Here is a 24,328-nt window from a genome sequence, read left to right as displayed (position 1 = left end):
CTCTGATTCAGATCCTCGTTCCCATCGGAAAAAAGTCCGCAAAAAGTCCGCGAGCGAACCGAAAACAACCACAAGGAACCATGAATGACCATGAAAGAAAACGCAGGTCAGAGGCCGTTTTTAACCAAAGGAGCAGGTCGGGAGATCGATAGCTATCGCATTCCTAAACCTGGTGTCGCAGGTTCGAATCCTGCCGGGGGCACGAGCACGGGCGGTGAGACTTCACAGTGTCGTGCTCCGGGTGATGCTTGACACTCCGGCAACCACCTGAGCGCAGGCTCATCGGGAGTAACGCAAAACTCACCCAAGGCCGCTGAGTCATCACTCTTAGACCTGAGTGAAGCTCTCCAAGCTGGGCGCCCAGCCCTCGGCCGTCTCAAGTTCCCCGCGGAGGCGACGGATCATCTGCTCGTAAGCGTGAGCCTCGCTCAAGCCGAGGACTAGCTCACCCTCTCCCGCTGGCCCGGCGATCGACACCGCGAAGACCTTGATGTGCCCGTCGGGAAAGCGGAACTTCTCGCGATCGGTGAAGAAGACGCTCCAGTCGGAGGGGAGTTCTGCCTCCAGCGCAGAGCGCGCCGCAACGACCTCGGGGTTCTCCTCGTCCCAGACCATCCCGGTGGAGTTCTTCTCCTTTCTCTCGGGCGGACCCAACGGAACTGCCCAGCTCTCGGTCTTCTCCAACTCTCCGCGCATCAGACGCGTAAGTTGCCGATAGGCATTTACCTCGCCTACCGCGACGACAAGCGCTTTCTCTCCCGCGGGGCTGTAGGCGGAGATGCCGTAGGTCACGACCTTCCCGGCGGGCACCCAGAACGACTCGGGATCGACGACATGAATCTCCCAGCCGGGCGGCAGCGCGTTCTCGGCCTCCGTCTTCGCGACCTCTAGCTCGGGGTCGAGTTTCCGTTTCCAAAAGGGCATGGGACCTCCTAAATCCTCGCAAGGAGATCGAGACCGGCGGCGGTCCTCAACCCTCTGCATCCAGCAGCCCGCTTATTCATCCGCCCTCCCCGTAGGTCTCCCGCAGAGAGCCTACGGGGCTTTGAGTACCGACCTACATGGCTCACCTAGTCGTTTTCTCATAGCGCCTTCGTGCAGGCGAAGACTAGTGACAGTGGTCGTCTACCGGCTCGTCGCTTGCAGCGTGAGCATCAGGCTGTTCCTGCTCGTCGTGTTCGAGTCCATCTGCGGAATGCCCTCCAGCCTTGCCGTGGTTAACGAACGCGTCGATCAGCGCTTGGTTCGACTTTTCCTTCTCAGTTAACTGCTCCTCCGCGTGAGGCGCGATGTCGCAGGTCACCGGTTGGACCGCTACCGCCGTGGTGGCGAGCGTGGACATCAGAAGGGCGCCCACGATCACCGTGTGCGCTCGCCGTGGCACCCAAGACGTCCGCCGGGTGGATGTGCGGCTCAGCAGAGGGAGCATTGCGCCAAGCGTCAGCAACTCGAACATCGTCGCCAACGAGTCCGGCCGGTTCACCGGCTCAGGTGTTCCCGCGTCTGGTCCGAAAGGCATCCCGGCGGTGCGGGAGATCGCCCACACCCCGATCAAAGCCAGGGAGGTACCGATTACGCCGATGATCAGCTTCCTCGGAGGTGGCGTGCTGAAGGAGCGAACGAGACCGCGAACGTCTCGCGCCCCCCAATTCATGCCGCGGGTGAGCGCTACCGCGAGCCCAACCTGGGCGAGGGCGGATGCGATGAAGAACAACCCGGCCACGTTCCATTCGGCGAGGTGGATTCGTATCTGTGCCGTGTGGATCGCTCCGGCGGCACCAGGAAGGCGATCGCCGCTATCCGAGCAAGCGCGCGCCGAGCGAGCACCTTGTCTGACGCGGGGTCTTGAGGGCCTCGGCCTCGCATGTTCGTGCTCATCCTGTGGTCCTCGCTCAAGCTGTGTTGTGCACCCGGTTGTGGAGGGTTCGTGCTCAAGCGGGTCACCAGATTGGGCCCCTGCCCAGTCGTGGGGAACTAAACGCCGCCGGCTCGGACCTGCAGTGAAGGAGGACGCGGCAGGCTGCGCGAACAAGCAGATTGTTGGCGCCTCTAGGAATCTCTTACCGCAACTAGACGCTCGACAACTGCTCCCGGTCCAACACGCTCCCGTTGGGTGACGGTGAACCCGTGGGCCTTTACCTGCTCGAGTGGGCGCCGAGTCATGTGCTCGCCCTCGATCCTCATGGAGAAGAACTCGATGAGCTTCTGAAGCCACAGCACCGGCTTGACCGAGCTGCGGATGTGATCCACGAGAACCAGCTGGCCTCCCGGGCGGAGGACTCTTTTCATCTCGCCGACGGCTCGATGAGGATCGGGGATGTTGCATAGGGAATAGGTGCAAACGACGGTGTCGAAGGAGGCGTCGACAAAGGGAAGATGATGCGCGTCTGCCTCCCGGAGATCGACCACGCGCTCTATCTCATGCGCCCGCTGCTTGGCGATCTCCAGCATCTCAGGGCTCAGGTCGATCGCGGTCAAGCGGACATCCGCGTCATAGAGCCGGAGGTTCAGCCCGGTCCCGACAGCGACTTCGAGCGTCTCGCCTTTCGCTTGCGCGCACGCCCATGCCCGATGCTCGCTCCCGAATACACGTCGCTCGAAGAACCCGATCGATCGGTCGTACTTAGGGGCTCGCCTCGCCCACGCTCGGCGCCTCTTATCGTTCCGTCTGTCGAGGTCGGAAGCGTTTGCTTGCATCAGCGAGCCACCTCTTGTTCCGGTGGCCGCTGCAGTGTCCCTGCTGTGACGGTGAATACTCCCGCTGCGGCTGCAACGTTCGCAACCGCGAGACCGACGTGCGTCCAGTCAACCTCGTGGTGATTCAGATGTTGAACGAAATGGAGCACGGCGAGCACCAGATAGATAACGTTCGACCACAGAGTGACCCGATAACCGATGCGTTCGATACCGACTGGTCCCGCTGGTCGCAACGCGATTGCCGCGGTGGCGATGACGAGCAGCGTCCCGAGCCATACGAGCCAGTGTGCCGTGACCTGGTCCTGCGCTGTCTCGAACTCTGGATGCGCTCGATGCCACTGGAGGTCTAGGAGACGGCCACCGATCTGCACGCCGAAGGCTCCCCACAGCACTGCGAAAACCCGTCGTGGCGACGACATCTCTCCTCCCATGGCGCTCAACATAGACCTAGAGCGCTGCCGGTTAGCCAGGCCATCCGCTAGAGTGACCCCTACATGAAGAGGTTTTTGGTTGTAGCGCTCGTATTGCTTTTGCTCGTCGTCGGGCTTCCGCTGGCGATGGGCATGGGCATGGATATGAGTGGCGACTGTCCTGCGTGCGCTCCCGACGCGCCCATCTCTCTTGCGATGTGCCTGGCGATCCTCTCCCTGTTCGCCCTGGCGCTCGGCCTCAGCTCCAGCAAGATCTCTCTCCCCAGTGAGTCCGACATGCCGTCGGTGTCCCTGGCATCTCTGTTCCGACCTCCCCGCACCGTCTAGGCAGCCGCGCGCGCCCTAAATGGGCGCTACCTGACCTAGACCGAGGAGGTTCCACACGATGGAATGGCTTTGGCTCGCGCTACCTGGATTGGCCTGCGCAGCCATGATGCTCTTTGTATGTGTCCCGATGATGTTCGGGAAGAAGCACGGTTGCGACTCTGAGACCGCGACCAAACAAGAGGTAACCGCACTGCGCCAAGAGATCGCAGCTCTGCGGGCTGGCACCGGATCGGGAGTAGGCCGTACGACGGTATCGACGCCCGAGCAGCAGCCGTCAATCCTTGCGGAGTCGCGCAGGTGAGCCGGGCGGAGAAGGCTCGTGTCGCTAACGATGACATCCGCCGCGATGTGGGTGTCGGCGACGAGATAGAGCTGTCGGTCTCGGGCATGACCTGCGCATCCTGCGCAGCACGCGTCGAACGGACGCTGTCACGCCACCCAGGCGTGGAAGAAGCGCGCGTCAACTTCGCCGCGAACCGCGCCTATGTCACCTACCGACCCCAGTCGGTAAGCGTCGGCGAGCTCGAGGAGGCGGTCGCGAAGGTTGGCTACCACGTGGCTCCCGCGTCTGCCGAAGACGTCGAGGCCGAGGAGCTTCACGATCGCGACCAGAAGCTGTGGTGGCGATTGGTGCTCATCAGCTGGCCTCTCGGGCTGATCGTGTTCGCGCTCAGCTTGTTCGCGATGCATGAGCCGTGGGCACGCTGGACCTCTTTCGCGCTCACGGTGCCGGTTCAGTTCTACGCCGGCTGGCCGTTCATCCGCACAGCGTTGGAACGAGCGCGCACCTTCACGGCGAACATGGACACGCTGATCGCGATAGGAACCCTTGCCGCCTTCTTCTACTCGACGTATGAGCTCTTCGCCGGTGGTGATCTCTACTTCGACACGGCAGCTCTGATCGTCGCCTTCATCATCCTGGGCCGCTACTTCGAAGCCCGGGCCAAGGGTCGCGCCTCGAGCGCGATCAAGAAGCTGCTCGAGCTCGGCGCCAAGGAGGCGCGCGTTGTCGTCGATGGCGAGGAGCGGATGGTCCCCGTCGAGCAGGTGCAGGTCGGCGATGTCGTGCGCGTCCGGCCGGGCGAGAAGATCCCGGTCGACGGGGAGGTCATCACCGGCTACTCGGCTGTCGACGAGTCGATGCTGACGGGAGAGTCGGTGCCGGTCGAGAAGAAGGAGGGCGACCAGGTCGCCGCGGCGACGGTGAACTCCAACGGTGTTCTGACCGTCACTGCGACAGCCGTAGGGAGCGACACGGCGCTCTCACAGATCGTGCGTCTGGTCGAAGAAGCCCAGGGCAGTAAGGCGCCGGTTCAACGCCTCGCGGATCGCATCTCTGGGATCTTCGTCCCCGTCGTCCTTGTGATCGCAGTGTTGACGTTCGCAGCATGGATCGTTGCGACAGGTGATGCGCGTGCGGGGCTCGTCGCTGCGGTCGCGGTCTTGATCATCGCGTGTCCCTGCGCACTTGGTCTCGCCACCCCGACCGCGATCATGGTCGGGACGGGACGCGGCGCAGACATGGGTGTTCTCATCAAGGGCGGCGAGGTGCTGGAAGGCTCGCGCCGCATCCAAACGGTCGTGTTGGACAAGACCGGAACCCTCACCCAGGGCCGCATGACCCTCACCGACGTCGTGGCTGGCGACGCAGTCCAAGACGAGCTGCTTCTCGAGAGGACGGCAGCGGCCGAGTCGGGTTCAGAACACCCCATCGGTCAAGCGATCGTCGCGGGAGCTCGCGAGCGGGGTTTGAGCTGGAACGATCCCAGCGGCTTCTCGTCGGTTACGGGTCACGGTGTGCGGGCGGAGCTCGACGGCGACGTCGTCTTCGTCGGTCGTCGCAAGCTGATGTACGAGCAGGGACTCGAGCTCCCTGAGTTGCTGGAGCAAGCGGCGCTGGCGCTGGAGGAGAGTGGTCGCACCGCTGTGTTCGCCGGCTGGGCCGGATCGGTTCGCGGTGTGCTCGGCGTCGCCGACGTCCTCAAGGACAACGCCCGCGAGGTCGTGAGGCAGATGCACGACATGGGATTAGAGGTCGCCATGATCACCGGTGACAACGGCCGGACCGCAGAAGCGATCGCGACCGAGGTCGGGATCCAGCGCGTCCTGGCGGAGGTCCTCCCCGAGGACAAGGTCACGGAGATCAAGCGCCTGCAAGCCGAAGGCAAGGTCGTCGCCATGGTCGGCGACGGGATCAACGACGCGCCTGCGCTCGTGCAGGCTGACCTCGGCATCGCGATCGGGACCGGCACGGACGTGGCGATCGAGTCGTCGGACATCACGCTGATGTCGGGCGACCTGCAGGGGGTGGTGACCTCTATCCAGCTGGCGCGCCAGACGCTTCGCACCATCTACCAGAACCTCGGGTGGGCCTTCGGTTACAACACCGCTGCGATCCCGCTCGCCGCACTCGGACTTCTGAATCCGATCATCGCCGGCGCGGCGATGGCGTTCTCGTCGGTCAGCGTGGTGACGAACTCGCTGCGACTGCGCAGGTTCGGAAAGAACGGTCGCGGTCAACTTTCCCTCGACGCGGCACCGGTGAGCGCTCATGCCTAAGACCAGGCGCAGAGCGCCCAAACAGCGTTTCAAGGCTCAGTCGTCGCCAGAGCTGGACGCAGCACGGCGTGAGCGCCGCGCGCGGACAAAGCGGTTCGACGAGCTCGTGGCCGCGCGCGAGAAGAGGCAACGTCGTGTCGTCGCAGCTTCCCTGGTGGGCATCGCCGCGCTGGTCGTGCTCAGCGCGCTGTTCTCTCCGGGGGTGCCCTCGGATGCCGGAAGGGTCAACCTTGTTCTGGTGGCGGTGACCGGGATCACGGCCGGCGGATTGTCGTGTCTCGCCGTCCAAGGCGGGCTTCTCGCGACGGCAGTGACACAGCGCGAGGGCGATGATTTCGATGAGGTCCGACAGCGTTATGTGTCGGGCGAGAGCGACGAACCCGGGTTCCCACGCCACGACGGGAAACCGGTCCTGTGGTTCCTCGCCTCCAAGACGATCTCGTACACGCTGTTGGGAGCGGGTCTGGGGGCGCTTGGAACCTTGATCCAACCGAGCCCGGTGACGCGCGGGTTCTTCCAGATATTCACCGCTCTGTTCATGCTCGCTACCGCTCTTCACCTGTTAAGGGTGCATCCGATCTTCCGGCATGTTGTCTTGCAGCCACCAGCGTTCATAACGCGCAGGATCCGCAAGGAAGCAAAGAGCGGGAGCGCTTTCGCGCCCGCAACCCTTGGCGCGATGACGGTGTTGCTCCCGTGCGGGGTGACGCAAGCGATGATGGTCCTCGCGATCAACTCGGCCAACCCTGGACTAGGTGCGGCGATCCTTTTCACGTTCACGATGGCGACCGCGCCGCTGTTCTTCTTGCTTGGATACTTCGCGACGAAGCTTGGCGACATCATGCAGAGTCGCTTCACCAAGCTCGCCGCGGTCGCTATCGCCGCGATCGCTCTACTCACGCTGGAGAGTGGTCTTCGTTTGGCTGATTCGCCCGTCACCTTCGCGTCGGTGAAGGACTCGCTCTTCGCGCCGGACGAAGCCGTGGCGGCTGTCATGGGCAACAACGGCGTACAGGAAGTCCGGATCGAGGCGGGCGCCGGCGGTTACTCGCCAGGCCTCGTCAGCATCGCTGCCGGCAAGCCGGCGCGCCTCACGTTCGTGGATGCCGGAGGCGGGTGCACGTTGTCGCTGGTGTTCCAAGACCAGCTGTACCCGATCAGTGGCGAAGAGACGATCGAGCTTCCTCCCCAGGAACCTGGTGAGATCCGTTACAGCTGTGCGATGGGGATGTACGGCGGAACGATCGCAGTGGTCGATGACAAAGGAGGTACTGCTTGACCAAGCAACGACTCGCGATCAAAGGGATGCACTGCGGTAGCTGCGCGATGAACATCGACGAGGAGCTCGAGGAGCTCGACGGTGTCAATGAGGCGAAGACCTCCTATCGCAAACAAGCTACGGAGGTCGTGTTCGACGAGACCCGCACGAACCTAGATGTCATCCAGGACGCGATCCGACGTCTGGGTTACGAGCCGGTGCCGAGCTAGCGGCGGTCAACAAGCACACCAGAGACGACTACATGAAGGGGGAATGACTATGGAATGGCTCTGGGCTGCGGTCCCCGCGCTCGCATGCGGAGCGATGATGGTCGTGATGTTCGTACCGATGTTCATGAACCGAAAAGCCAACAACACTGGCGACGCAGTCTCGAAGGAGGATGTCGCGGCTTTGCGCGTAGAGGTCGCTCGCCTGCGCGCCGCACAGGTGCTGGAGTCGAAGCCGGAGGAGGCGACCCGTGGCTAAGACCGCCTCGCCGCCACGCCCGAGCGGATCGAAGGGCAAGTCCCGTCCGCAGACAAACCGCAGACGAGGTGCCCCACAGCCGTGGTACCAGCGCGTCGGCGCGACGGGTTGGTTCGTGATGGCCGCGTTGGTCGCGATCGCCGCCTTTGCGTTACTGCAGCGCGAACCCGCAGTCCCCGAGGGCCCGCAGTCGCTACCTGTCGTGGGTGCCGACCTTCACTCGCTAGTGGTCGATCCCGAGGACCCGAAGCGCCTCTTCATCGGCAGCCACCAAGGCGTGTCCGTATCGACCGACAGGGGCGAGACGTGGGAGGTGATCGAGAGCCTCAATGGTGCCGACGCCATGGGGTGGGCGTTCACCGACGACGCCATCTACGTCGGCGGCCATCCCGGGCTGTCGGTGTCGACCGACAACGGCAAGACGTTCGAGATGCGCAACGACGGCTTGCCAAACACCGACATCCATGCGCTCGGTGCGGGAGACGGTGTCGTCTACGCCGCGTCACCGGGCGCAGGGTTCATGGCGTCGACAGACGGTGGGAACACGTGGGAGGTCCGCAACGAGCAGGTCGGCGGAGCCTTCATGGGCAAGATCCTGGTCGACCCCGACGACCCAGACCACATAGTCGCCCCCGACATGCGGGCGGGCGCGGCCGAGAGCACCGACGGCGGCAAGACGTGGGATGCGCTCGGCGGACTCCAGGGAGCGGCGTGGGTGACGTGGGATCCGACCGATACCGCCGACATCATCGTCGTCTCGACCGGAGCGGCGCAGCGGTCCACCGACGGCGGCGCGACCTGGGATGCCGTCGAGATCCCCGCCGGTGCGTCGATGATCGAGTTCTCTCCAGACGACCCAGAGACGCTGTATGCGGCGGTCCACGAAGACCTGGAGGCGCGCGTCTGGATCAGCACTGACGATTCCCAGACGTGGGAGCAGCTATGAGTTCCGACGCACGCGGGCGCCAAACGACTAAACCCCAGTGGCAGACGCGTCTTGGCTGGACGGTCACAGCGATAGGCCGCTCGTGCTCTTCGTCGGCGGCAACCTCGGGGCGCGGATCGGCTTCGAGTTCCTGCCGTTTGACCCACACCATGTGTATGCGCAGCTCGGCGGCGCGCTTGTCGCCATCGTCGGCGTCATGTGGGCCATCAACGATGACAGGAGGTGACAGAGATGGAGTGTGCCTGTGACATGAGCGGCGGCATGTGGTGGATGATGGTTCTACCCGTCGTCGTGCTCGCGGTGTTGACGGTCGTTGGCGTCCTGGTGGTACGGGCGCTGTGGGATCGCTTCGGAGGCCGAAGCTCCGGGAGCAGCGGAGCGCTTTCGCTGCTGGAGGATCGCTACGCGCGCGGCGAGATCGATCAAGAGGAGTTCGCCTCCCGAAGACGCGATCTCGTAGAGACCGGCGGCTGACGACGCGAGTGGTCTAGTGGATGCCGTTTGGGAAGCATTGACAACCGGCGCGGGCCTGTTCTGGCGCGCCTTCTGGGCGCTCGCACTCGGTTATGCGGTGTCCGCTTCGATCCAGGTGTTCCTTTCGCGCGGTGAGGCTGCCAAATACCTAGGGGACGCGAAGCCTAAGAAGATCGGACTCGCGATGTTGCTCGGGTTCGCCTCGTCGTCGTGTTCGTTCGCGGCGCTGTCCGCTACGCGCAGCATCTGGGCGAAGGGCGCACACCTGATCGCCGCTCTGGCATTCATGTTTGCGTCCACGAACCTGGCGATCGAGGTTGCGGCTCTGGCGTTCATCTTCCTCGGATGGCAATTCGCGGTTTCTCTCTTTCTGGGCGCGCCGATCATCGTCGCGGTAATGGCAGCCCTCGTTCGCGTAACGAGACCCGATGCGCTCTCTCAGCAGGCACTGGAGCGCGCTCAAGAGATGACGGCAGACCAAGACGAGGCCTCTGATGATCTGCCGGACAACTGGCGCGAGCGGCTGACGACCGCGCCAGCATGGCAGCGGGTGGGACGCGCCTACGTGATGGAGTGGGGGATGGTGTGGAAGGAGCTATTGATCGGCTTCACGATCGCCGGAGTCATCGCGGCCCTGGTCCCTGCGTCCTTCTTCAAGGCGATCTTCCCGACGGATATGGCACCGTGGTTACTCGTGCCGCTCCATGCGCTCCTCGCGCCGCTCCTCGCGTTCCTCACCTTCATCGGTTCGATGGGCAACGGCCCCCTCGCCGCGATCCTGTTCCAGAACGGCGTCGTGTTCGGCGGCATCATGGCTTTCCTCTACTCCGACTTCCTGGTTCCGCCGTCGCTCAAGATCAACGCGAACTACTACGGGTGGCGCTTCGCCCTCTACCTGGGATTCGTTTTCGCTATTGCCGCCACTGCGACGGGTGTCGCGATCCACGCTCTGTTCGCACTGGTGGGTCTCCTTCCCGAATCGGCGAAAAATCTCAAGGAGCTAGCCGCGTTCGGCGTCGACTACACGTTGTTCCTAAATCTGTTCGCTGTAGCGATCTCGCTCGGCCTCGTCTCGGTGTCACGCCGGCACACACCCGAATCGCACGCATCATCACCAGCGACGGCGTGACGACGCAGCCGAATCAGTATGAAGTGCTCGTCGTCGGAGCGGGTCAGTCTGGCCTCGCCATCGGCTACCACCTCAAGCGTTTGGGAATCGATTTCGTGCTTCTCGATGCGGCACCTGACATCGGACACGTCTGGCGCCACCGCTGGGATTCGCTGAGGCTGTTTACCTCTGCCCGATACAGCTCGCTGCCGGGTTCGCCGTTTCTGGGCGATCCGGATCGCTATCCGACCAAGGATGAAGTCGCGGACTATCTGCGCGACTACGCGAGGCGCTATGAGCTACCGACCCGTCTGAACGAACGCGTCGAGCGGGTCGGGGCTAGTGGCGACGGTTACAGCGTCACTACCCGCCGGTGTAGCTATGACGCGAGAAGCGTCGTCATCGCTGTCGGCGGGCGGCACGTGCCCGTGGAGCCGCCGTTCGCGGCTGAACTCAGCCACGAGATGCTCCAGCTTCACAGTGGTCGTTATCAGCGTCCCGATCAGCTCCCGCAAGGCACAGTCGCCGTCATAGGTAGCGGTGATTCCGGCCGCCAGATCGCGCAAGAGCTCGCAGAATCGGGCCGCCGTGTAATTGTGTCGCGAGGAGCCTGGCGGCTGCGGTTGCCGCAACGCCTGCTTGGCCGAGACATCTTCTACTGGCTCGACAAGATGAGCGTACTCAGCGTTCCGGCCGAGGCTCCAAGGGTGCGTTGGGTACGTCGCCATGAACCTGTCGTCGCCGCGACATTCCGCTCGTTGCGACGCAAAGGCGTTCGGGTGGTCGGCAGGGCAATCGGCGCCGCTGGTGCCACGATTACGTTCGAGGGCGGTCATCAGGAGCGGCCGGCTGCGGTTGTCTGGTGTACCGGGTTCAGATCCGAATTCTCGTGGGTGGATCTGCCGGTTTTCGATCACGCGGGCCACCCTGCGCAGGAAGCCGGAATCACTGCGTTGCCCGGGCTTTACTTTCTGGGCGTGCCATGGCAGCGCGTCACAGGTTCTGCGCTCATTGGCTGGGTCGGCAAGGACGCGGCGATCCTCGCCGACCACATAGCTCTGAGGAAGCCGAAGGATTCTGGCGGCTGAACCTGGTCGGCGGCCTGCGATTCCCCAGCATCGTTGACAGAGTTCCGGCTGACCTTGCACGGTGGGTGCATGAGGGAGAACCATCACAGGGGGCCGATATGGCTGTAGCCGTGGAGCAGCGGCTCCATAAGAGAGCTCTTCGCCTGGAGTACTTCACCATCACCTGGAACGTCATCGAAGCCGTCGTAGCGATCGGCGCGGGCGTCGTCGCCGGCTCCATAGCGCTGGTGGGATTCGGCTTCGACTCCTCGATCGAGGGTGTCGCAGCATCAGTGGTGATCTGGCAGCTACGAGGTGCAGAGAACGAGGAGCGGGAGCAACGTGCCCTGAGCTTCATCGCCATCACCTTCTTCATCCTTGCGGCCTACGTGGTGTTCGAGTCGGTCCGTGATCTGGCTAGCCGCGCGCATCCGGAGACCTCTGTGATCGGCATCGTCGTCGCGACGGCTTCGATCATCGTCATGCCAACGCTCGGATTCGCGAAGAAGCGGGTGGCTGACAAGATGGGGAGCGCCGTACTCCGCGCCGACGCTGCGGAGACCTTCCTATGCTCATGGCTCTCGGTGATCCTGCTCGGCGGCCTGATCCTCAATGCCACCGTGGGGTGGTGGTGGGCCGACCCGGTCGCGGCGCTAGGGATCGCAGGCCTAGCGCTTCGAGAAGGACTCGAGGCATGGTCCGGCAACTACGACAAGGACTGAGGCGTCCGAAGGCGAGTCGAACTGGGCGTGAAGCAGCGCTGTCGGCTAACCAGCCGCTGTGTAGTCCCTGAAGCCGAAGGTCTGCTCCTTTGCGTCGGTAGCAGCGTCTCGCGCGCGTTGCAGATCCGACGCCACATCCAGCCCCTGCTCAGCCTCGTGTAGAACCTCATCGATGCTGACGTCCAGCGCCTCGTGGTGGTGAGGAGGTGCCAGCGACTTCAGCTCCCCGAGCGCACGCAACAGCCTCAGTACGACCATCACGTCGCCGCGGCCGTAGTGCCCCACCTGCTGAACCATGATCGCCAGGTACTCCCGGAGCGTCGCGTACGGGAGCATCACCCGGTCGACACCGTCATCGTCGGTCACGGTTCTAGAGCCCAGCCGGCGAGTCAAGAGCTCTCGGTAGACCACCGTGAGGTGGTGAATCGTGGAAACCGCGGTGTTCGGGTCGTTCACCCCGGGCGACAGAGCACGAACAGCGATGTCGACGAGCTGCCGGATCCCGAAGGCCACGTCTTGATCCATGCTGCGCTCGCGTCCGATCTGCACAGAATCGCGGACCGCATCGGCGACAGTCTCATCCCCCTCCGCGGAGCCGGAACGTTGCCACATCCACGCTACTGCGGCACCTTCCAGCACGTGATCGCCCACCGACGGACGAAACGCGACGACCAGATCGCGCTCCTCCAGCAGTCGCAAGAGGCTCTGCGGCCCAAAGCTTTGGACGAAGCCGCTCTTGGGTGACTTCACCTCGACCGCGCCGTCCGGAATCACATCCCGCGCCTTTTCCTCGTTCTCCGGGCCCGCCTGCTCACGATGAACCGTCCGGACGGTGGCGAGGTTCTCGTCCAGAACCTCATCCAGGATGAAGTCCACACGCACGGCCTGTGTCACATGGTGGATGAAGAACACGAACGCGATCAGGCTGGCCGATACGAACCCCGGGACCGCCAGGAACGCGAGCTGCGGCGCCCAATCAGCTCCACCACGTCCCGACGCAGACTGGATGTTCTGCAGCACGAGGTAGCTGTAAACAAAGGTCGCTAGGAAGGTGCCCAACACGATCTGCGTTCCCAGGTCGCGCAGGAAGCTCCTCAACGCGCGAGGCGAATAGTTACCAGCAGTGATCTGCAAGGCGACGACCGTCAGCGAGAACACGACCGATGTGACCGTGATTACCGAGGCACCTACTACCTGAAGAACGGGCACTGCCGCCTCCGCCGACACGGGAAGGAGCAAACCGCGCAGCGGAAGGTTCGGCGCCGGCGCCTCTTTTGTCGCCAGCAGAGCGGCGAGCCCCGCCGCAGCGGCCACCATCAATCCAGGGATCAGCCACAACGACTCACGCAAACGCTCGACGGCCGCGGCAGCCTTCAGCCTCGGCCTAGCCACGCCCGCCACCCCTGTCCGGTGTCATGTTCGCCTTCCTACCCCAACCGTTCGCCCCGGTTGGTGTCACCTACAACAACGAAGACATCGACGCTAGGACAGGAGCAGCAAAGACCTCAACAGAGGCAGCCTGAGGCTGGATGCGCTTGTGGACAAGCGCGGACGCCGACCGCTCCCGGGCCGCGGATCGCCTTGGCACGAGGAGCCCGAAGCAAGCGTGGTTCATCCTCGGTGCGGACGCCGAACCAGGCTGTCGCGGACTCCACTGCCGTCGCGTGGTTGGGCAGGTACGTCGTAGACGCCCGCCGCCGCGTCGTCAACAGCCGTAGCCGAGATGGGTGACGTCGGTGCAGGGGCGAAGTCGGCAGGCGAGATCCTCACCGGTCCAGCCACTCGTATGCGACCGAGGTCGCGATCGCGTACACCGCGTGGTGGAACCAGTCGATGCTGACCTCCTTGGAGCCCCACTTCGTCGCCGGAGGAGCAACATTCAGCGCGGGAAGCATGACCAGCTCCGTTCCCCACACTGCAGCGAGATGAGCGGCTGCTGCTGCTGGACCGGCAAGTCCCGCATAACCGATCACTCCGCGTGCCGCTCCCCAGCCGGTGCCATAACCGAAGTGCACCATCGTCGAGAACCGTTCCTTGGCGTCGTCGTCCGTTGGCTCCACGCCAAGCAGCTTTCCCGCCGCGTCCGCCGGAGCCGAGCTACCCTCGCGGCCCCTTAGTTTCATCTCGATCGTGCTCGACAGGGTCATGACTACGGTGCCGAACGCGCCGGCGAACAACCCTCTCCCGATCGAACCCGCGAGCGTTGCGATTCCGTTCACAAATCCTCCTTCGGATCCGTCACATCTAGTGACAGTGCTCGGGCTGCGACGCCGACCACGACGGCCAACAGCGACATACGGCAGCTCCCCCGTTCCGGTAGGACGCGCACCACTTCAGCCCCCTCCCGCTCGCGACGGAATGCATATCGGTGCACGATACGCTTACCCGAATATGCCGCCACTATGCCTGTCGCCCAACCGCAACGAAGCCTCGGCCTCTCTTGAAGCGGTTCGACATCGACCCGTACGGCCGGACGATACCCGTCATAGCTAATGGGCCTTCTGGTCTTCGCCCTGGTCCTCTTGGTGGCCGTGTTGGTGTCAGAGCTCGCGCACCGCAGCGTGCTCTCCACCGCAGTTGTCTTCTTGGTAGCAGGTTTTGTCGCAGGTACCGGAGTGACCGACCTCATCGATGTCACGCCCGACGCACCAGCCGTTCGCCAGCTGGCAGAGGTCGCTCTTTTCGCGGTTCTGTTCACAGACGGGATGCGGGTCGGGATTCGAGATCTCGCTTCTGCGTGGCGGCTTCCTGGTCGAGCTCTCTTCTTCGGGATGCCACTGACGCTCGTAGTCACGGCCTTGCTGGCGCATCTCATCGCCGGCCTCGGTTGGCTCGAGTCTTTCCTGATAGGAGCTGTTCTGAGCCCCACGGACCCCGTGTTCGCGGCGGCGATCGTTGGCCGCACCGGAGTCCCCAAACGCCTTCGCCACCTACTGAACGTCGAGAGCGGCTTGAACGACGGATTGGCGCTGCCGGTCGTGATCGTGCTGCTCGCACTGTTGGACAGAGAACCCGTGGACGCAATAGAGCTCGTTTTGGAGCTGGTCTACGGCATCGTGGTGGGCATCGCGGTCCCATGGATAGCTCTCCGGCTCGAGAAGACGCGATACCTCTCACCCGAGCCAGGACTCGCTGCACTGCTTCCGGTCGCTATAGGACTCGCCGTCTTCGCGATCAGTTCCATCACTCATGCAAACCTCTTCCTGGCGGCTTTCTTCGCCGGAATGACAGTCGAAACAGTGAATCCCGCCTTCACGAAAGCGTTCCAACAATTCGGACACCTGATCTCGGAGATCTTGAAGCTCGCAGCGATACTCGTGTTCGCAGCTCTTATCTCGCCCGCTTTCCTCGCAGAGATCAGTGTCGCCGGGTACGTCTTCGCAGTGCTGACTCTGCTGCTCGCAAGACCGGTATCTATCGGGATCGCGCTTTTGGGGGCGCGCATCCGGCCCAAGGAGTGGGCGGCGGCGGCCTGGTTCGGACCGAAAGGGTTTGCCTCTGTCGTGTACGGCTTACTGGTCGCCCGCTCAGGTGTGACCACCGCGGACGAGATGTTCCACCTCATCGCGATAGTCGTGGCGGGCTCCATCCTGCTGCACTCCTCGACGGATGTCGTGGTTGCCAGACAGTTCTCGGACCTGGAAGACGTGGCGCCACTGGAGAGTTGATCCCATCGGGGATGATGCCGTTTTGCGGTTGCGGCGAGGCGCAAAGGGTATATCGCCGTACGACTATCTGATGAGCGCCAGAGGCAGACGGAACCTCTCACTTATCCTGTGCTCGGGGGAGAATAGGTGGAGAAGATGCCGACAGCAGTGAAGCTCGATGACGACGATTACTGGCGTCTGCTCGAGTTCCGCACCGCGATCAGGAAGTTCCTCAAGTACAGCAAGACGCAAGCGGGGAAGGTAGGTCTTACGCCAACACAGCATCAACTCCTGCTGGCCATCCGTGGAAGCCGCAACAAGGGCGGCCCAAGCATCGGTGACATCGCCGACTGTCTTCTGATCAAGCATCACAGCGCGGTAGAGCTGATCGACCGGGCAGAGGCCGCCGGCCTGGTCGAACGTCGTGCAGACCCGGAGGACCAACGGGTGGTTCGTCTGAAGCTCACGCGTAAGGGGGTGTCAAAGCTCGAGCGGATCAGCGCAGCGAACCTGTCTGAGATTGGTCGTTTGGGGCCTGCGTTCCAAGATGTCTGGCAAGCCATCGAACGCGGAGCTCGTTGACCCGCTCAGGTTGCGCGACGGCTCGCCCACGCTAGAGCCGCGTAGTTTCCCGCCGAGTATTCATCCGCGCCTTCACCGGTGCGTGCCACTCCCCGTAAAGGCGCGAGATCAGCTGTCGGCTGAGGTTTCGCTCGCGAGCGATCTCAGAGATGCTCATTCCCTCGTCGTCGACCATGATTCCGATGCTGAAGCGGCTAACTCGTCGACTCGCCAGCACGTACTCGTGAAGTGTCGGCTTCCAGACATTCTGTTGTCGAGCCCGGGTTCGTGTGGGCACACTGCCACTGTCCGCTGTGTACAGGAGAAGGAGAGTTGATGCGTCCCGGGGCACGATCGTTCCTTACGCAACCCGCGCGAATCCGCGGCGGGGCCGCGGCAGCCGTAGCGGCCTTATCGCTACTCAGTGCGGCATGTGGTGACGGAGAGACCCGCTTCGATCCAGAGAAGGAGCGAGATTTCAAGCCCGGCACACTTGAGTCACCACGGGAAGAAGCGAACTGACGCCGATCTTGAACCGCCGCCTGAGATGACGGTAAGCCCCCCTCTCGCTGTTCTTAGGCTCCAGGTCTTTCTTCCAGTTCGATCCGCGTGACCGAACGCCCGTTCCGCGTCACGACCACCGCCGTCACCTCGTCCCCGGGTTCGCGTCTCCGCAGGAAGGAGACGAAGTCCTCAGGAGTCGCGATGGGGATGCCATCCAGCGACACGATCACGTCGCCCGGCTCGATATCCGCCTCATCTGCGGGACCGTTCGGAACCACGTCCAGAACGACTACGCCCTCGTCCGTCGGGACTTGTAGCTGCGCCGACATCTCCTCGGTCACCGCTGCGGGTGAGATACCGAAGAAGGGGTGCTCCGTCTCTCCGTCGGCAATCAGGTCCTCCACCACCTCTAGAACCGTTGCACTCGGGATAGCGAATCCGATGGATACCGCCGACGCCTGCGGTGGGATGTAGGCGACGTTGATCCCCACGACTTCGGCGTCGGCGTTGACGAGAGGTCCACCGGAGTTTCCTGGAGAGATCGCGGCATCGGTTTGGATCAAGTCGACCAGCGACTGTGTCTCCGCTGCGGATCCCGGAATCGCCCGTTGTAAGCCGGAGATGACGCCAGCCGTGACGGTGTTCTCGAACCCAAGCGGCGTCCCGATCGCCACCGCGAGTTCACCTACCTCTGGGAGATCTTCTTCAAAAACGGCCGCGGGAAGCTCGCTCCTTTCGGTCTTTACGACGGCGAGATCGACGACTTCATCCGCAGCGACGACATCAGCCTCCTGTCGGTGCCCGTCGGCGAAGGCAACCGTGACGGTCTCAGCGCTCCCGACCACATGCTCGTTCGTGACGATCGTTCCGTCTTCTCCCCAGATGACTCCGCTTCCCTGGCCGTCCTCGGTGAGGATCGCGACGACGGACGGGGAAACGGTGTCGACAAGGTCCGGGATGGTGGCAAATACACCGTCAGGTCCAGCCTCCGCGGCCCGCGCGACCGATTCAGGTTGGCTACCAGCGGTCCCGCTGGTGCAGCCACCGAGCGCCAGAAGCGCAGCCGCTAGGGCTGCGACAGGTGCGCGTAGCGAGCTCAATACCGATGCGCCCATGCGGCGCTGCTACCGCGCCGGAAGCTGGATCAGGTGAGCCCGCTCGAGGCGACGCTGTGCCTCATCTGCCACCCGCTCCTCTGCCACGACGTCGAAGCGAGCCGCCTTAACGCTGCTGGTAGACGAAAAGTCGCGATGCCCCCCGCTCAAGGCATACGTGAACAAACCTACGACCGCTCCCGAGATCGCTCCGAATACGGCGCCCCAGATGGCGACGACGATCGCGGAAGCTAGAGGATCTACGAGACTGAAGAACCCGAGAAGGAAGCCGATCGCGGCACCGACCAGAGCGCCGCTGGACAGCCCTTGCATCAACGAGCTGACGTAGCCGCGTCGTCCTGTCACCTGCTCTACGACTCGGACGTCGTGCGCCACGATCGACAGGTGCTCGACCGGGAACCGCTCGTCGGCGAGTGCGTCGACGGCGCGCTGGGCGCGGTCATAGCTTGGAAACGATGCAACAACGCGAGTATCGGACGAGCTCTGCTCGCGCTCTACCGTCGACCTGTTCCACATAGTGTCCTCCTCGTCTGGATCCGCTGCGATCGCGTTACCCACCCAGGTCCGACAGAGACTGCGAAGTGTCGACAAGCGCACGTTGTGCGACGTCCTGGGCGCCGACGGGACTCCGCCGAACGACGTTGGAGCCCTCCGCGAGGAGGCGGAGCCGGGGCAGATCGTGTAGCCGGACGCTGCCGTAGCCAATCGTGACCAGGCCGTCGCATGCCAAGCGTTTCAGCGTCTTGTTCAACGAGGTCCGCTGCACTCCCAGCATCTGCGCTGCCGTTTGTTGCGGCAGCCGGAGGACTCCGTCAACGCTCTCCTCGAGCAGTAATCGCGCTAGCCGCTGCTCGAGCGTCCCACCCAGGATCTCCAGGATCCGCGTGCGACTGTCACACAACCTCGACGCGAGACTGCAGAGCCAGGCCAGCGTCAGTGATGGACAGGTCGTCACCACTCGCCGGTAAGAATCCGCGGGTAAGAACCAAACCTCGGCTCTCTCTAAGCAGCGCGCCGTCAGCGGCGACTGGGTGTTCGTGAGGACATACAGATCACCGGCTATGTCTCCTTCACGCAACAGAGCAGCGACCCTGCGCCTTCCGCTGGTTCGATCAGAGATCTCGATACACCCTGAGCGGATCATCCAGATCCCGGTCGGCACTCTTCCTGCCTCGTACAGAACCGTCCCAGGTTCCAGCTCCACCGCGTGCATCGCCTGCGTCAGTTGCGCCACATCCACTGGTGATACAGCAAGCGAGCTATCTGCCGTCAGCGCACGCGCGACGGAGGCTGGGCCTGGGCGCGGGAGTCGGCGACCGGGCGGGATTCCGTATGTCGCCAACCTCCGAGCTCTACTGCCGTCTCTGACCTTGGTCTTCATGAGCAACATCCTATCGTGTTACGATACTCGTTGTTTCTTGCCCAAACCCGTGGCGGGCTACACCTGCGATCGGAGTGGATTCTGCGCAATGGAGGCCCAGATGGAATCTCTCAGCATCACGATCTGGCACCGGGGACCGACGTCGTACGTCATCATTGAGGGAGATCTCGATGCGGCAACCGCATCTAGGCTCCAGGATGCCGCTGAGATGGTGCTTGAGACGCGCCCCCGCACGCTTCACCTGGACTGCCGGAAGGTCGCGAAACTCACGGCGTCGGGAGTGAATGCACTTTTAACCGTTGCGGCTCAGGCGCGGCTCCGACGGGCGCAGATGAAGCTCCAGCTCAACGAGCGCTCCCGTCGCATCGCAGCAGCTTTGTGCGGCGACGAGCTGGTGCCCTGGACGGGCCCCCGCGGTCCGGCACGGCCGTCGCCGCACTCGTTCCTGACGGGTGCAGCCACTCCACGTTGATGATTCCCCAGAGCCGGTCGTAGCCACAGAAAACGTGTTTTCTCTATGTGTAAAGCTGCTTGTATCCGGATACGAAGATGGGTTTCGCGCTCAAGCCCTTGGGGGACAGTCGATTGATGGACATCGTCGGATCCGCGGGCAGCACCTGAACCACCGCGCTGATCTAAGCGTCGCCGCGAGGCGTCTTCGTTGGGTCTCGGTGCTCGAGACGGTCTCTTTCCTCGGGCTGTTGGTGATGATGATCACCGGCAACGAGATGGGTGTCTCCATCCTCGGGATGATCCATGGGCTGTTGTTCCTGGCCTACGCAGCCCTGGTCGTGACGGACAGGGAGGTATTCGATTGGTCATGGGGGTTCGTCGCGCTAGCGATCCTCACCGGGCCGGTCGGTGCCATCGTGGTTCTCGAGAGACTGCGCCACGTGAAAGCCACTCCTGCAGGAACGAATCCTGCAGGAACGAAAACGTCCTAACCCACCGCGCCTATTAACCGTCGACGGAGCCAGCACGTCGCAGGAGGGGCAGCGCGCTTCAGGCGGTGGGATGAATATCGGCCTCCCGGCTTCGGCTGCTATCAGTTACAGCGGCCTGCTCAACGAGCGAAGGAGTACCCGAAGGGTCATGGTCACCTCATCCACCCTCCGCTGGGATCCTCACTTCATCGCCGACAGAAGTGCCTCGCAGGCTTCCGCACAACGCCGGCATTCCTCGGCGCAGATCCGGCAGTGGTCGTGGTGATCCATGTGGCTCTCACACTCCTGAGCGCACGCTCGACAGATCTCCAGACACGCCTGCAGCTGCGTCTTCGAGGTGGGCGCGTCGTACTCCGTCTGGCGCGTCAGAACCCGTCCCGTCGCGTCGCAGATGTCGGCACAGTCGAGGTTGAGCCGGATGCACTTCCGGAGCTCCGCCACCATCTCTTCCGAGAGGCACGCATCGGCGCAACTAGTACACGTACGCGAGCAGCTGTAGCAAGCATCGATGCATCTCGCCAGCACGTCCCGATCGACGTGGCCCGGCCAGGGACGGGTTTGCAGCATGTCTGCCGCGGTGGTCGACATTCGCTTCCCCTTTCGGAGTCAGGTTCAGTCCGTCATACCCGCCTATCGTACCCCGATATAGTTGCTGAAGAAGACTCAGCACAAACCAGGAGCCAGAACTGAAGAGATCGATGACGACGGACCGCCCGCCTACCGCTCCTCCGAGGGCCGCGTCAACCGGGATGCGCCGCCTCCTCTGGATCAGGCTTCGATGAAGCCGTCGTACGCCGATATAACTACGTGATGCAGACTGGGTGCCGAATGTTCGATCGATGAGCGAGTTCATCGAGCTCCTCGTCGACAACGAGAGCGCCGCGGGACGTCTCGCGACGACCGCAGCGATCATCGGCGTCGCCGCTCTTCTATCGACAGTTGTTGGTCGGCTGCTGATACGTAACGAGGACGACTCCTACGCTCGTTACTACAAGCGGAAGATCAGCAGATACGTCTTCGCCTTCCTCGCAGTCGTCGCCATCGGCGTCACGTGGCGGGCGTTTGCGGGTCAGGCTGGGGTGGTTCTCGGTCTGATGGCAGCGGGGGTTGCCTTCGCGATGCAGGAGGTGATCGGCGCACTGGCGGGGTGGTTCAACATCATGTCTGGACGCATCTTCCGCGTGGGTGACCGGATCGACATGGGTGGCGTACGAGGCGACGTCATCGACATCACGCCGCTCCGCACGAAGATCCTCGAGATGGGCACGGCTTCGTCCTCTGCACTGAGCGGCCCCAGCGATCCCGGTGACTGGGTGAAGGGACGTCAGTACACAGGGCGCATCGTGTCGGTCTCCAACAAGAAGACCTTCACGGAGCCGGTGTTCAATTATTCCGCGGTCTTCGAGTTCATCTGGGAGGAGATCACGTTCCCGATCCCGTACCGGGATGACTGGCGACGAGCGGAAGAGGTCCTCCGCCGAGAGATTGAAGCGACCCACACGCCGGAGGCCGAGCAAGCGATGCGTCATATGGAGGAGCGGTACCCCGTGCCTCGAGCAGAGGTGGAGCCCCGGGTGTTCGTCCGCGCCACAGACAACTGGATGGAGATCTCGGGCCGCTTCGTCGTTCCGGTGCGCACCTCGCGGCGGGTCAAGGACGAGGTGACGCGGAAGGTGATGGACGCGCTGGACGAAGCGGGCATCACGATCGCCTCTCAGACGATCGACGCGACCATCAGACAGAGCGGCGGTTCCTCGACTAGTTAGCGCGGTCTGCCGCGCCGGCGCCGTCTGTCCGTGGCGACTGCAACCGTAAGCAGAGAAAGCGTGCGCGCGGCGTAGTCAAAAAACAGCGTCGGGGTAGGAGGAGCCGCGCGGACTTTCTCTAATGCTTCGGGTCATGGACGCAGCTCCGCGCAGGATCTCGGTTGACGACTCGCACGACCTGAGGGACGCGCTGGCGATCACGAAGGGATGGCTGGAGGTCCTATTCCGCCGCTGGCCCGACATGCCCGAGCAAGAGCGGTTCCAATGCGTCGCCGCGGCGCTCCACGGCGCGCATCAGATGTGTTTCCACCTCCAGCTGATGGACGGCATACAGATCGACCTCGCCGAGAAGCCGGAGCTGAAGATGGCCGAAGAGTTCTGGAGGCTGGCGGAGCAGCAAGGGAGCTAGACAAGCTCAGCCCGCGACGACGTAGCCCGATGACTCGATCGCCCGCACCACGCCCGTCCGGTCCACCACCGCGTCGTCGAACTCGACGTCCACCACTTTTCGGTCCACGTCGACGGCCGCGCCCAAAACCCCCGGCACCGATTCGAGCGCTTTCTCGATCGTGGCCCTGCAGTGACCACACGACACGTCGGGGACGTTGAACCTCTCTTTCACAGCACCAGGCTAACCTCTGGACCATGCGGATAGGGATGGTCGGCCTCGGCAAGATGGGCGCGAACATGACCCTCCGTCTCCTCCGCGGCGGACATGAAGTCGTCGCGTACGACGTCAACCCGCAAGCCGTGGAGGGCGCTGCCGCGCAGGGCGCCGTCGCGGCCTCCTCTATGGACCAGATGGTCTCCAAGCTCGAGTCGCCTCGAGTCGTGTGGGTGATGGTTCCCGCGGGTGCGACCACACAGGCGACGATCGACGGTCTGTCACGCATCCTCAGACCGGGCGACATCATCATCGACGGCGGTAACTCTCGCTACACCGACACGGTCACCCGCGCCTCGTCGCTGTTCGCCAAGGGCCTCTCGCTCGTCGATGCGGGCACCTCGGGTGGCATCTGGGGCCTCGAAGAGGGCTACTGCCTGATGGTCGGGGCGGACGCGGAGGAGTTCGCGCGGCTGGAGCCCCTATTCGAGACGCTGGCGCCCGACGGCGGCTACGCGCGTGTGGGGCCGCCGGGAGCCGGACACTTCGTGAAGATGGTTCACAACGGGATCGAGTACGGGCTCATGCAGGCTTACGGCGAAGGTTTCGAGTTGATGAAGGCGAGCCCTTTCGAGCTGGATCTGCCGGAGATAGCGGAGCTGTGGAGACACGGCAGCGTCGTCAGGTCGTGGCTCCTCGACCTCCTGGCTTCAGCGCTGGCCGACGATCCGCGGCTCGAAAGGCTGACCGACTACGTCGAGGACTCCGGAGAGGGGAGATGGGCTCTGGGCGAGGCGATCGACCGCGCAGTGCCGGCGCCTGCTCTCGCGACTGCGCTCTTCGCGCGGTTCGCATCACGCCAGGAGGAGTCGTTCTCGATGAAGGTGCTTGCTGCGCTTCGGAAGGAGTTCGGGGGCCACGCGGTCAGGCCACCGGAACAACAGTGACGCAAACGACGATCGCGCCCGAACGGGTCGATGAGCGCGACACAGAAGACGTCGTCGATCCAGACAGGCCCTGGCTCGTGATCGTCTGGAACGACCCGATAAACCTCATGTCATACGTGACATGGGTATTCCAGAAGTTGTTCGGTTACCCACTGGCGAAGGCGACCAAGCTCATGCTGGAAGTGCATCATGAGGGACGTTCGGTGGTTTCGAGCGGGCCGCGCGAGAAAGCGGAGCTGGATTGCTACCGGCTCCACGCGCACGGGCTGTGGGCAACGATGACGAGAAGCGACTGAGCGTGCCGGAACTAGAGAGACACGGAGACCGGCTGCATCTGCAACTGGACCAGCAAGAGACGGGGATCCTGCGGGAGTTGTTGAAGGAGCTGAGGATGCTCCTGGAGGCGGACATTCCCGCAGACGACGAGGTGCTGCAGCGTCTGTTCCCGCGTGCTCACCAGGACGATGCCGAAGAGGAGGCATATCGCGAACTGATGGGCAACGACCTGCGTACCGTGAAGCTAGAGGCACTGCATGTAGTGGAAGAAGGCGTTGGCGCGAAGGGTGCAGCCGATCTCACGCTGTCACAGGACGAAGTGGAGTCGTGGCTCAGGTTGCTCAACGACATCCGGCTGGCGATCGGCACACGACTCGAAGTAGACGACGAGAAGATGGGACGGGCGTACGACCCGGCCGACCCCGAGGCGCCGGCGTTGGCGGTGCTGCACTGGCTGGGGTGGCTGCAGGGATCGATGCTGGAAGAGATGAGTACTTGAGAAAGGAAC

Annotated in this window: 31 protein-coding genes; 20 read left to right on the top strand and 11 right to left on the bottom strand. The window is 63.3% G+C overall.

The features are described from left to right. Window positions 1-327: 327 nt before the first annotated feature. The 4 genes from M3N53_12800 to M3N53_12785 form a co-directional block, all read right to left on the bottom strand. Complete coding sequence (locus M3N53_12800) at window positions 328-924, bottom strand: hypothetical protein (GenBank protein ID MDP9069208.1); 597 nt, start codon at window positions 922-924, stop codon at window positions 328-330. Between the two features lie 184 nt (window positions 925-1,108). After that, on the bottom strand, window positions 1,109-1,714 hold the full coding sequence (locus M3N53_12795) for a hypothetical protein (GenBank protein ID MDP9069207.1): 606 nt from the start codon (window positions 1,712-1,714) through the stop codon (window positions 1,109-1,111). Window positions 1,715-2,049: 335 nt separating this feature from the next. Further along, on the bottom strand, window positions 2,050-2,697 hold the full coding sequence (locus M3N53_12790) for a class I SAM-dependent methyltransferase (GenBank protein MDP9069206.1): 648 nt from the start codon (window positions 2,695-2,697) through the stop codon (window positions 2,050-2,052). Then, window positions 2,697-3,128, bottom strand: a complete 432-nt coding sequence (locus tag M3N53_12785) for a hypothetical protein (GenBank protein ID MDP9069205.1) — start codon at window positions 3,126-3,128, stop codon at window positions 2,697-2,699. Before M3N53_12785 ends, M3N53_12790 begins: the two co-directional genes overlap by 1 nt. 63 nt (window positions 3,129-3,191) lie before the next feature. On the opposite strand from M3N53_12785, the gene M3N53_12780 reads away from it, so the two are divergent. The 11 genes from M3N53_12780 to M3N53_12730 all read left to right on the top strand — a co-directional run bounded on the left by M3N53_12780 (window position 3,192) and on the right by M3N53_12730 (window position 12,075). Beyond that, window positions 3,192-3,455, top strand: coding sequence for a hypothetical protein (locus tag M3N53_12780; protein MDP9069204.1), 264 nt, complete (start codon window positions 3,192-3,194; stop codon window positions 3,453-3,455). 387 nt (window positions 3,456-3,842) lie between these two features. Further along, window positions 3,843-6,014, top strand: coding sequence for a heavy metal translocating P-type ATPase (locus tag M3N53_12775; protein ID MDP9069203.1), 2,172 nt, complete (start codon window positions 3,843-3,845; stop codon window positions 6,012-6,014). Further along, a complete protein-coding gene (locus tag M3N53_12770; protein ID MDP9069202.1) occupies window positions 6,007-7,293 on the top strand; it encodes a sulfite exporter TauE/SafE family protein in 1,287 nt (428 codons plus the stop codon). Before M3N53_12775 ends, M3N53_12770 begins: the two co-directional genes overlap by 8 nt. Beyond that, entirely contained in the window at window positions 7,290-7,502 is a 213-nt protein-coding gene (locus M3N53_12765; GenBank protein MDP9069201.1) for a cation transporter, read from the top strand. Before M3N53_12770 ends, M3N53_12765 begins: the two co-directional genes overlap by 4 nt. Before the next feature lie 49 nt (window positions 7,503-7,551). Continuing rightward, window positions 7,552-7,758, top strand: coding sequence for a hypothetical protein (locus tag M3N53_12760; protein MDP9069200.1), 207 nt, complete (start codon window positions 7,552-7,554; stop codon window positions 7,756-7,758). After that, the gene (locus M3N53_12755; protein ID MDP9069199.1) at window positions 7,751-8,704 is read left to right on the top strand and encodes a hypothetical protein; all 954 of its coding nucleotides are present in this window, start codon (window positions 7,751-7,753) and stop codon (window positions 8,702-8,704) included. Before M3N53_12760 ends, M3N53_12755 begins: the two co-directional genes overlap by 8 nt. A 37-nt stretch (window positions 8,705-8,741) precedes the next feature. Then, the gene (locus M3N53_12750) at window positions 8,742-8,930 is read left to right on the top strand and encodes a hypothetical protein (protein MDP9069198.1); all 189 of its coding nucleotides are present in this window, start codon (window positions 8,742-8,744) and stop codon (window positions 8,928-8,930) included. Between the two features lie 5 nt (window positions 8,931-8,935). Next, entirely contained in the window at window positions 8,936-9,178 is a 243-nt protein-coding gene (locus M3N53_12745) for an SHOCT domain-containing protein (GenBank protein ID MDP9069197.1), read from the top strand. A gap of 16 nt (window positions 9,179-9,194) precedes the next feature. Further along, window positions 9,195-10,307 carry a permease gene (locus tag M3N53_12740; GenBank protein ID MDP9069196.1) on the top strand — a complete coding sequence of 371 codons (1,113 nt, stop codon included), beginning with the start codon at window positions 9,195-9,197 and terminating at the stop codon, window positions 10,305-10,307. Then, the gene (locus M3N53_12735) at window positions 10,304-11,374 is read left to right on the top strand and encodes an NAD(P)/FAD-dependent oxidoreductase (protein MDP9069195.1); all 1,071 of its coding nucleotides are present in this window, start codon (window positions 10,304-10,306) and stop codon (window positions 11,372-11,374) included. The genes M3N53_12740 and M3N53_12735 overlap by 4 nt, the downstream gene beginning before the upstream one ends. A 98-nt stretch (window positions 11,375-11,472) precedes the next feature. Further along, the gene (locus M3N53_12730) at window positions 11,473-12,075 is read left to right on the top strand and encodes a cation transporter (GenBank protein MDP9069194.1); all 603 of its coding nucleotides are present in this window, start codon (window positions 11,473-11,475) and stop codon (window positions 12,073-12,075) included. A 45-nt stretch (window positions 12,076-12,120) separates the two neighbouring features. Here M3N53_12730 and M3N53_12725 read toward each other — a convergent pair whose 3' ends face one another. Together M3N53_12725 and M3N53_12720 are read right to left on the bottom strand one after the other, a co-directional pair. Beyond that, a complete protein-coding gene (locus M3N53_12725; GenBank protein ID MDP9069193.1) occupies window positions 12,121-13,467 on the bottom strand; it encodes a DUF2254 domain-containing protein in 1,347 nt (448 codons plus the stop codon). A 374-nt stretch (window positions 13,468-13,841) separates the two neighbouring features. Next, the gene (locus M3N53_12720) at window positions 13,842-14,294 is read right to left on the bottom strand and encodes a hypothetical protein (GenBank protein ID MDP9069192.1); all 453 of its coding nucleotides are present in this window, start codon (window positions 14,292-14,294) and stop codon (window positions 13,842-13,844) included. A 273-nt stretch (window positions 14,295-14,567) separates the two neighbouring features. Here M3N53_12720 and M3N53_12715 point away from each other — a divergent pair, with 273 nt between their 5' ends. Both M3N53_12715 and M3N53_12710 read left to right on the top strand, forming a co-directional pair. After that, window positions 14,568-15,743, top strand: a complete 1,176-nt coding sequence (locus M3N53_12715; protein ID MDP9069191.1) for a cation:proton antiporter — start codon at window positions 14,568-14,570, stop codon at window positions 15,741-15,743. 135 nt (window positions 15,744-15,878) lie between these two features. After that, window positions 15,879-16,304: a MarR family transcriptional regulator gene (locus M3N53_12710; GenBank protein ID MDP9069190.1), complete on the top strand. Its 426-nt coding sequence runs from the start codon at window positions 15,879-15,881 to the stop codon at window positions 16,302-16,304. Between the two features lie 554 nt (window positions 16,305-16,858). On the opposite strand, the gene M3N53_12705 is transcribed toward M3N53_12710, so the two are convergent. From M3N53_12705 to M3N53_12695, 3 genes are read right to left on the bottom strand one after another with little or no spacing between them, the layout of a single operon-like run. Further along, complete coding sequence (locus M3N53_12705) at window positions 16,859-17,902, bottom strand: trypsin-like peptidase domain-containing protein (GenBank protein ID MDP9069189.1); 1,044 nt, start codon at window positions 17,900-17,902, stop codon at window positions 16,859-16,861. 9 nt (window positions 17,903-17,911) lie between these two features. After that, window positions 17,912-18,418 carry a glycine zipper family protein gene (locus M3N53_12700; GenBank protein MDP9069188.1) on the bottom strand — a complete coding sequence of 169 codons (507 nt, stop codon included), beginning with the start codon at window positions 18,416-18,418 and terminating at the stop codon, window positions 17,912-17,914. A 34-nt stretch (window positions 18,419-18,452) separates the two neighbouring features. Continuing rightward, a complete protein-coding gene (locus M3N53_12695; GenBank protein ID MDP9069187.1) occupies window positions 18,453-19,136 on the bottom strand; it encodes a Crp/Fnr family transcriptional regulator in 684 nt (227 codons plus the stop codon). Window positions 19,137-19,383: 247 nt separating this feature from the next. Between M3N53_12695 and M3N53_12690 the strand changes: the two genes are divergently transcribed. Beyond that, the gene (locus M3N53_12690; GenBank protein MDP9069186.1) at window positions 19,384-19,755 is read left to right on the top strand and encodes an STAS domain-containing protein; all 372 of its coding nucleotides are present in this window, start codon (window positions 19,384-19,386) and stop codon (window positions 19,753-19,755) included. A gap of 199 nt (window positions 19,756-19,954) precedes the next feature. Continuing rightward, window positions 19,955-20,227: a DUF3817 domain-containing protein gene (locus M3N53_12685; protein ID MDP9069185.1), complete on the top strand. Its 273-nt coding sequence runs from the start codon at window positions 19,955-19,957 to the stop codon at window positions 20,225-20,227. A gap of 180 nt (window positions 20,228-20,407) precedes the next feature. Here M3N53_12685 and M3N53_12680 read toward each other — a convergent pair whose 3' ends face one another. After that, the gene (locus M3N53_12680; protein ID MDP9069184.1) at window positions 20,408-20,815 is read right to left on the bottom strand and encodes a four-helix bundle copper-binding protein; all 408 of its coding nucleotides are present in this window, start codon (window positions 20,813-20,815) and stop codon (window positions 20,408-20,410) included. A gap of 251 nt (window positions 20,816-21,066) precedes the next feature. Between M3N53_12680 and M3N53_12675 the strand changes: the two genes are divergently transcribed. Next, complete coding sequence (locus M3N53_12675; protein MDP9069183.1) at window positions 21,067-21,993, top strand: mechanosensitive ion channel family protein; 927 nt, start codon at window positions 21,067-21,069, stop codon at window positions 21,991-21,993. 133 nt (window positions 21,994-22,126) lie between these two features. Next, entirely contained in the window at window positions 22,127-22,402 is a 276-nt protein-coding gene (locus tag M3N53_12670) for a hypothetical protein (GenBank protein MDP9069182.1), read from the top strand. A 6-nt stretch (window positions 22,403-22,408) separates the two neighbouring features. Here the strand turns inward: M3N53_12670 and M3N53_12665 are convergent, their stop codons facing one another. Next, a complete protein-coding gene (locus M3N53_12665) occupies window positions 22,409-22,615 on the bottom strand; it encodes a heavy-metal-associated domain-containing protein (protein MDP9069181.1) in 207 nt (68 codons plus the stop codon). A 23-nt stretch (window positions 22,616-22,638) separates the two neighbouring features. Here M3N53_12665 and gnd point away from each other — a divergent pair, with 23 nt between their 5' ends. Genes gnd through M3N53_12650 form a run of 3 tightly spaced genes read left to right on the top strand, consistent with a single transcriptional unit; the run spans window position 22,639 to window position 24,319 of the window. After that, a complete protein-coding gene (gene gnd / locus M3N53_12660) occupies window positions 22,639-23,544 on the top strand; it encodes a decarboxylating 6-phosphogluconate dehydrogenase (protein ID MDP9069180.1) in 906 nt (301 codons plus the stop codon). A gap of 11 nt (window positions 23,545-23,555) precedes the next feature. Beyond that, window positions 23,556-23,840, top strand: coding sequence for an ATP-dependent Clp protease adapter ClpS (gene clpS / locus M3N53_12655; protein ID MDP9069179.1), 285 nt, complete (start codon window positions 23,556-23,558; stop codon window positions 23,838-23,840). A gap of 2 nt (window positions 23,841-23,842) precedes the next feature. Next, a complete protein-coding gene (locus M3N53_12650; protein MDP9069178.1) occupies window positions 23,843-24,319 on the top strand; it encodes a DUF2017 domain-containing protein in 477 nt (158 codons plus the stop codon). The last annotated feature ends 9 nt before the right edge of the window (window positions 24,320-24,328 follow it).

The organism is Actinomycetota bacterium (genome assembly GCA_030776625.1).
Taxonomy (GTDB): Bacteria; Actinomycetota; CADDZG01; order CADDZG01; family WHSQ01; genus MB1-2.
Note: the sequence above shows the minus strand (reverse complement) of the source record. Positions and strands in the feature narration are given on the sequence as shown.

Coding starts and splice junctions, on each gene's coding strand:
- M3N53_12705 (MDP9069189.1), bottom strand. CDS start 17,902: ATGGGCGCATCGGTATTGAGCTCGCTACGCGCACCTGTCGCAGCCCTA.
- M3N53_12730 (MDP9069194.1), top strand. CDS start 11,473: ATGGCTGTAGCCGTGGAGCAGCGGCTCCATAAGAGAGCTCTTCGCCTG.
- M3N53_12675 (MDP9069183.1), top strand. CDS start 21,067: ATGAGCGAGTTCATCGAGCTCCTCGTCGACAACGAGAGCGCCGCGGGA.
- M3N53_12770 (MDP9069202.1), top strand. CDS start 6,007: ATGCCTAAGACCAGGCGCAGAGCGCCCAAACAGCGTTTCAAGGCTCAG.
- M3N53_12670 (MDP9069182.1), top strand. CDS start 22,127: ATGGACGCAGCTCCGCGCAGGATCTCGGTTGACGACTCGCACGACCTG.
- M3N53_12690 (MDP9069186.1), top strand. CDS start 19,384: ATGGAATCTCTCAGCATCACGATCTGGCACCGGGGACCGACGTCGTAC.
- M3N53_12760 (MDP9069200.1), top strand. CDS start 7,552: ATGGAATGGCTCTGGGCTGCGGTCCCCGCGCTCGCATGCGGAGCGATG.
- M3N53_12780 (MDP9069204.1), top strand. CDS start 3,192: ATGAAGAGGTTTTTGGTTGTAGCGCTCGTATTGCTTTTGCTCGTCGTC.
- M3N53_12785 (MDP9069205.1), bottom strand. CDS start 3,128: ATGGGAGGAGAGATGTCGTCGCCACGACGGGTTTTCGCAGTGCTGTGG.
- gnd (MDP9069180.1), top strand. CDS start 22,639: ATGCGGATAGGGATGGTCGGCCTCGGCAAGATGGGCGCGAACATGACC.
- M3N53_12745 (MDP9069197.1), top strand. CDS start 8,936: ATGGAGTGTGCCTGTGACATGAGCGGCGGCATGTGGTGGATGATGGTT.
- M3N53_12790 (MDP9069206.1), bottom strand. CDS start 2,697: ATGCAAGCAAACGCTTCCGACCTCGACAGACGGAACGATAAGAGGCGC.
- M3N53_12700 (MDP9069188.1), bottom strand. CDS start 18,418: ATGTGGAACAGGTCGACGGTAGAGCGCGAGCAGAGCTCGTCCGATACT.
- M3N53_12710 (MDP9069190.1), top strand. CDS start 15,879: ATGCCGACAGCAGTGAAGCTCGATGACGACGATTACTGGCGTCTGCTC.
- M3N53_12680 (MDP9069184.1), bottom strand. CDS start 20,815: ATGTCGACCACCGCGGCAGACATGCTGCAAACCCGTCCCTGGCCGGGC.
- M3N53_12715 (MDP9069191.1), top strand. CDS start 14,568: ATGGGCCTTCTGGTCTTCGCCCTGGTCCTCTTGGTGGCCGTGTTGGTG.
- M3N53_12800 (MDP9069208.1), bottom strand. CDS start 924: ATGCCCTTTTGGAAACGGAAACTCGACCCCGAGCTAGAGGTCGCGAAG.
- M3N53_12775 (MDP9069203.1), top strand. CDS start 3,843: ATGACCTGCGCATCCTGCGCAGCACGCGTCGAACGGACGCTGTCACGC.